Origin of the sequence: Campylobacter showae CSUNSWCD, from assembly GCF_000313615.1 — a bacterium.
Classification (GTDB): Bacteria; Campylobacterota; Campylobacteria; order Campylobacterales; family Campylobacteraceae; genus Campylobacter_A; species Campylobacter_A showae_A.
Map to the genome: position 1 here is coordinate 22,436 of NZ_AMZQ01000006.1, position 6,339 is coordinate 28,774.

At 45.5% G+C, this 6,339-nt stretch carries 6 protein-coding genes; 3 read left to right on the forward strand and 3 right to left on the reverse strand.

Going from position 1 to position 6,339, the window contains the following annotated elements; all coding sequences use genetic code 11:
- Positions 1-7: 7 nt before the first annotated feature.
- Positions 8-1,129 (forward strand): glycosyltransferase family 4 protein, encoded by a 1,122-nt coding sequence (locus tag CSUNSWCD_RS04650; RefSeq protein ID WP_009494534.1) that lies wholly within the window; start codon positions 8-10, stop codon positions 1,127-1,129.
- A complete protein-coding gene (locus CSUNSWCD_RS04655; protein WP_009494536.1) occupies positions 1,126-1,737 on the forward strand; it encodes a sugar transferase in 612 nt (203 codons plus the stop codon). The genes CSUNSWCD_RS04650 and CSUNSWCD_RS04655 overlap by 4 nt, the downstream gene beginning before the upstream one ends.
- A 38-nt stretch (positions 1,738-1,775) precedes the next feature.
- Here the strand turns inward: CSUNSWCD_RS04655 and CSUNSWCD_RS04660 are convergent, their stop codons facing one another.
- The 3 genes from CSUNSWCD_RS04660 to radA form a co-directional block, all read right to left on the reverse strand.
- Entirely contained in the window at positions 1,776-2,726 is a 951-nt protein-coding gene (locus CSUNSWCD_RS04660; protein ID WP_009494538.1) for an acyltransferase family protein, read from the reverse strand.
- A gap of 436 nt (positions 2,727-3,162) precedes the next feature.
- Entirely contained in the window at positions 3,163-3,342 is a 180-nt protein-coding gene (locus CSUNSWCD_RS04665) for a hypothetical protein (protein ID WP_009494542.1), read from the reverse strand.
- 46 nt (positions 3,343-3,388) lie between these two features.
- Positions 3,389-4,729, reverse strand: coding sequence for a DNA repair protein RadA (gene radA / locus CSUNSWCD_RS04670; protein WP_009494544.1), 1,341 nt, complete (start codon positions 4,727-4,729; stop codon positions 3,389-3,391).
- A gap of 174 nt (positions 4,730-4,903) precedes the next feature.
- Between radA and brnQ the strand changes: the two genes are divergently transcribed.
- Positions 4,904-6,235 (forward strand): branched-chain amino acid transport system II carrier protein, encoded by a 1,332-nt coding sequence (gene brnQ / locus CSUNSWCD_RS04675; protein WP_009494546.1) that lies wholly within the window; start codon positions 4,904-4,906, stop codon positions 6,233-6,235.
- Positions 6,236-6,339 lie beyond the last annotated feature (104 nt).

Here is a 6,339-nt window from a genome sequence, read left to right on the forward strand (position 1 = left end):
GGAGCGGATGAAAAAAGCTCTGGTTTGCGACTGGCTAGAAACCTATGCCGGAGCTGAGCGTTGCGTGCAGAGTTTTACGGATATTTGGGATGATTTTGAGATTTTTAGCCTTGTTGATTACCTTAAATTCGACGATAGGCAAAAGATTTTAAAAGGTAAATTTGCTCGAACCAGTTTTATTCAAAATTTACCGTTTGCAAAGAGCAAATTTAGGAGCTATCTGCCGCTTTTTCCGCTAGCGATAGAGCAGTTTGATCTGAGCAAATTTGACGTCGTGCTGTCTAGTTCGCACGCCGTAGCAAAGGGCGCTTTGACGCATTCAAACCAGCTTCATATAAGCTACATACACACTCCGATGCGCTACGCTTGGGATATGTATTTTGACTATTTGCGTCAAAACGAACTAGAACGCGGACTAAAAGCGGCGCTAGCTAGATATTTTTTACATAAAATCCGCTTGTGGGATATCGCTGCGGCAAACAGAGCCGACGTTTACGTCGCAAATTCAAATTTTATTGCGCGCCGCATACGTAAAATTTACGGCAAAGACGCCGCCGTGATCTACCCGCCCGTAGATACCGCAAATTTTAAATTAAACGAAAATAAAGAGGACTTTTACGTCACGGTTTCAAGGATGGTGCCTTATAAAAAGATCGATTTAATCGTGCGCGCCTTTAACGAAAGCGGCAAAAAGCTAGTCGTCGTGGGTGACGGCGAGCAGATGAATGAAATCAAAAATATCGCTAAAAGCAATGTCGAAATTTTAGGCTTCAGGGGTGCGCACGAGACTGCGGAGTTGATGGGTAGAGCAAAAGCCTTCGTCTTTGCTGCCGTGGAGGATTTTGGTATAGCGCCCGTGGAAGCTCAGGCCTGCGGTACGCCAGTCATCTGTCTGGGTAAGGGCGGCGCGAAAGAGAGCGTGATGGACGGCGTCACGGGCGTTTATTTTAGCGAGCAAAGCGAAGATAGCCTAAACGAAGCGGTTGTAAAATTTAAAAAAATAAGAGATAAATTTGATCCGCAAGCGATCAGGCAAAATGCGCTAAAATTTTCAAAAGAGCGCTTTGAGCGAGAGATAAAGGGGCTCGTGGAGAGTAGTTACGAAAGATTTTTGGAGGGTGAGCTATGAGTCTGCGCTCTAAAATTTTGCTAAAAGCCGCGATCGATTACGTCGTCGTTGTCGCTACTGCGCCGATTTGGCTTGCGGTCGTCGCTGTTATAGCAGCGGTCATAAAGATAAACGAGCCCGGCGAGAGCATTTTTTTCAAACAAAAACGAATAGGGCGTTTTGGCAAGCCGTTTAGCTGCTATAAATTTAGATCGATGCATAAAAATTGGCGTAAAATTTTAGACGATTATCTCGAGCAAAATCCCGCAGAGGTCGAGCATTTTGCAAAATTTCATAAATACGAATTTGACCCGCGCATAACAAAAGTCGGTGGATTTATCAGGTGTACTTCGCTTGATGAGCTGCCGCAGCTTTTTAACGTCCTTAGGCTTGAGATGAGTTTGGTCGGACCTCGTCCGTATATGTTTTACGAAAAAAAACAAATCGGTAAAAATTTAGGCAAGATAACAAGGGTCAGGCCGGGGCTTACGGGGCTTTGGCAGGTGAGCGGCAGGAATGAAATCTCCTTTGACGAGCGTGTGAAAATGGAGTGTGCATACGTCGATAATCTTTCGATTTTTAGGGATTTTTTGATACTTTTTCGTACGATTTTCGTGGTTTTAAAATAAATTTTACTCGTAGTATTTTTCGTACCTTTTGGTTGATTTTAAGCTTGCTTTCTAAATCTTATTTTGTTTATCTTTTGTTCAATAAGATAGAAATTTATAAATCCAAATATAATCGAAGCAGTCGTTACAAAAGCTAAATTTACATTTCCTAGTAAAAACTCGCTGAGCCAAATAAAAAGAAAATGGGTGATAAAGATCGCGTATGAAAGCGAGCCTGCGATATCGTTAAATTTGAGCTTAAATTTAAACTTCTCATGCGCTAGAACGATGGCTGCGCCAATCAAGTATCCAAGCATCGTCTCTGCGCCAAAAGCGCTAAAATTGTGCGAGTAAAAAAGATAGCCCGCCAGCGCCGCTACCGCTGCGTAAAAAACGGTGAGCTTGCCAAGCTCTTTTTGATATATCAAAAATCCCGTGTAAAACATAAAAAATACGCCGCAAACAAGCCTATATCCGTAAATGTCGGCATTTATAAAGCCCAAATTCGCCGCTGCGTAAACTCCTAGCGAACCAAGGGCTAGAGCGTAGCCTAGCCATCTAAATTTGATCGCAAGTACGAGCAGGGCATATGCCTGAAGCTCGGCTCCTAGCGACCAAGCCGGCGGTATGAGGAAATTTAGCCCCACGGGCGCATCTATGACGGAAATGTCAAGCCAAAAAAAGTAGTTTAGAGGCACGATAAGCGCATTTAGAAGCAAGTTTTTTGCATTAAAATGCGGCTGCAGATACGACGTCGCGCAAAAAAATAGCACCGTGAGTACAAACGCAAAGAAAAATGCGGGATAAATGCGCAAAAATCTATCTTTTATAAAGTAGCTTATTTGAGTGTTTTGCGGCGCGATTTTGATAAAAACCTTTGATGTGACGAGTCCTGCCAGGATATAAAATATCACGACGGCGAAGACGCCGATGTTTTTGCCCGCTAGCCCGATGCCAGCGTGCGAGAGTAATACGAAATACGCTAAAATAAATCTAATATAACCAAACATTTTGTTCCTAATTTTTGCTTTTTACGGCATTTTTGGCTGCAACTAACCTGATTTTGCGGTGCGATTTATTTTTTAGTAAATTTCGCCACCTTGCTCTTTTGGAGCGCGACCGTTGCAACCTACCAAAAATGACGCCTTTTGCCGAGCTTTTTATGCAAAGGCGATTGTTGCCTTTTTTTGGCCGGATAGCTATGTAAAATTTGCCGCCCGTATTTATATTTTGCCCAAGTATGCATAAAATTTAAACGTCTCAAGTTTTGCCGTTTTTGCGTTTACTTTGGTTTTGATTTTACCGTAAATTTAAGCGTTTTGGGCTTTTGTGCCGGATTTAAATTTTGAAGCAATTTAAAGTAGCGGTAAATTTAAAAATCTCGGTTTTCGCCAAATTTAACGCTAGAGCCTAAAATTTTGCAAACCAAGTCCAAAATTTCTAAATTTACCTCTGGCGCGTATTCGTCGATGACTTTAAAACTTCTTGCCTAACGTCTAAGCCGCTATCTGCGTGAGTTTTTGCGTATGTTTCGCTAGCGATTTTAGCTAGCGTAAAAGTATCTATATCTTTTTGCCTCATCGCTGTTTTTAACGTTTTTGAGAGTTTCCATTTTAGATTTTCCATATTTTTCCTTCGGCATTTTTGCGGTACGGGTTTTGGCGCGCAAAATTTACATCCACTCCAAAACCTGCGTGATATCGCCGGCGACGAAACATTTTAGCCCCTGCGCGTCAAGCGGCTTGCTTGGAACGATCGCATTTTTAAATTTTTGTGTTTTGGCCTCTTTTAGGCGCTGATCGAGGTTAAATATCTCGCGAATCTCGCCGTTTAGGCTAAGTTCGCCCATAAATACGCTCTCTTTGCTGATCGGACGGTTTTTAAAGCTAGAGATGATCGCTGCTACCACGGCTAGATCGGCCGCCGTTTCGCTGATCTTGACGCCGCCGCTCACGTTTATAAAAACATCGTAGTGCCCCAGCGGTATCTCTAGTTTGCGCTCAAGCAGCGCTAGCAGCATATCTAGGCGGTTTTTTTCGTAGCCCGTGGAGCTGCGCTTAGGATACGCGCTCTCGCACACGAGCGCCTGGATCTCGACGCTAAGCGCGCGCGAACCCTCCATCGTGATCGTGATCGCCGAGCCGCTAGTAGCCTTGCCTCGCGTGAAAAATTTGCCCGCGACATCGTTGGCGCTAATTAGTCCGTTTTCGCTCATCTCAAAAATCCCCACTTCGCTAGTCGAGCCGAATCGGTTTTTAAACCCTCGCAGCATACGCAGCTCGCGGCTGGAGTCCCCCTCAAAATATAGCACCACGTCCACCATGTGCTCCAAGATACGCGGCCCCGCGATCGAGCCGTCTTTTGTGATATGGCCGATGATAAAGACGCAGATATTTTCGTTTTTGGCTAAGCGCATGAGCTCGAAAGTGATCTCGCGCACCTGCGACACGGAGCCTGGCGCGGAGGCGATTTTTTCGCTATAAAGGGTTTGTATGGAGTCGATGACTAGGATTTTATACTCATTTTTGCGCACTTCGGCTAGGATGTTTTCGAGTAAAATTTCCGTGAGTAAAAACAGCCCGTCTTTTACCGCGTCTAGGCGCTGAGCGCGCATTTTGATCTGGCTCGCGCTCTCTTCGCCGCTCACGTATAGCGTCTTTTTGCCTTGGGCGGCGAAATTTGACGCGATTTTTAGCAGCAAGGTGCTCTTGCCGATGCCGGGACTTCCGCCGATTAGCACCAGCGAGCCTTCCACGACGCCGCCGCCAAGGACTAGATCCAGCTCGCTATTTTGCGTGCTGATGCGCGTGATTTTTTCGATCTCGACCTCGCTGATTTGCTTTGCGAGGCTGGGTTTTGCGGTGCTTTTTGATATCTCTTTTAGCGTTTCGATCTGCTGCGCATTTAGCTCTAAAAAGCTATCCCAAGCCCCGCATTGAGGGCATTTGCCGACCCATTTGCTCTGCTGATTGCCGCAGGCTTGACACTCAAATACGGTTTTAGTTTTCGCCATTTTTTTCCTTTGCGCGATTATACTTTAAAATGTTTAAATTTTACTCCAGCTACGCGGCTAAATTTCAAATCGAAACACGCGCGCGCGAAAAATGAGCAAATTTAACTCAAATCAACGGAAATTCAACTTTATCTAAATACAATTTGTCAAATTTAAAACTAAAATGGAGCGAAAATGAAACAAAATCTTAGCAAAAATCAGTTTATGGTCATCTCGCTCACGCTTTTTGCCATGTTTTTCGGCGCGGGGAACTTCATCTTTCCGCCAAATTTGGGGCGAGAGGCTGGGCAGAATTTTTACATCGCGATCATGTTTTTTTGCGCTACGGCCGTGCTTTTGCCGGTGCTTGGCGTTGCGGCGATCGCTAGAGCAAAAGGCCTTCAAAGCCTGGTACGCCGTATAGATCCGGTGTTTGCGGTGCTTTTTACAGCGCTTTTATACCTCACCATCGGGCCGCTTTTTGCAATACCTCGTGCAGCAAATATGCCTTTTGATATCGCGGTTAAGCCGTTTATCGCGGCTGAAAATTTGCAAATTTGGCTATTTATATACTCAGCTGCGTATTTTGCGCTAAATTATTACGTGTGTATGAATCCGTCAAAACTAGTTGATTTGCTCGGCAAATACCTCACTCCTATACTCTTGGCGCTTATTTTACTACTTTTTGGGGCTGGGTTTTTGTTCCCAATCGGGGAGTTTGTCGCTCCTAGCGGGGATTATGCGCAACACGCCGCAGCCAAAGGCTTTGTAGAAGGCTATCAGACTATGGATGCGCTAGCGTCGCTGGCATTTGGTATCATCGTAATAAACGCCATCAGAAGCGTCGGCGTAAAAGACGAGCGCCATCTGGTTTCATCAACGATAAAAGCCGGTATGACGGCAGGCGTGATTTTGATGGCGATTTATTTGATGCTTGGTTACTTGGGCGCCACGTCGGCGGAGCTTTTTAAGGATGCGCCGAACATAAACGGAGCTGAGCTACTATCTCGTATTAGCGGGCATTATTTTGGCAAGGCGGGCGTTTTGGTGTTGGGTTCTGCCTTTTTCCTAGCTTGCATTACGACGACGTTGGGACTTATCAGCTCTGCTAGCGAGTACTTCGAGGAGCTAACGGGCGGACGTATCAAATACAAAATTTGGGTCGCGGCGTGGTGTTTGATCGGCTTTGGCGTGGCGAATTTTGGCCTCACGACCATCATCAAGGGTTCGATCCCTGTGCTAGTAGCTATCTACCCTATCGCGATCATGCTCATCATCCTTTCGCTCATTAATCCGCTGATCGACTCGAGTAAGCTCATTTATCGCACCTGCGTCTACGTCTGCGTGGTCGTCGGCACGATAAACGGCCTTGATATCGCCGGTGTATCGGTACCGCTAGTGACCGATCTAGTCAAAAAGCTGCCGTTTTACGACTCTATGCTGGGCTGGATCGTACCTAGCGCAGTCGCATTTGCGGTGACTTATATACTTCATCTTGTGCTAGAAAAAAGAGAAAATACTTTTTAACCGCTAGCGGCAAAGCGCCGAGCTTGTAAGAGTTCGGCGCGCCGTCAAATTTACCCAGCCGTCAAATTTACCCAGCCGTCAAATTTACCCAGCCGTCAAATTTA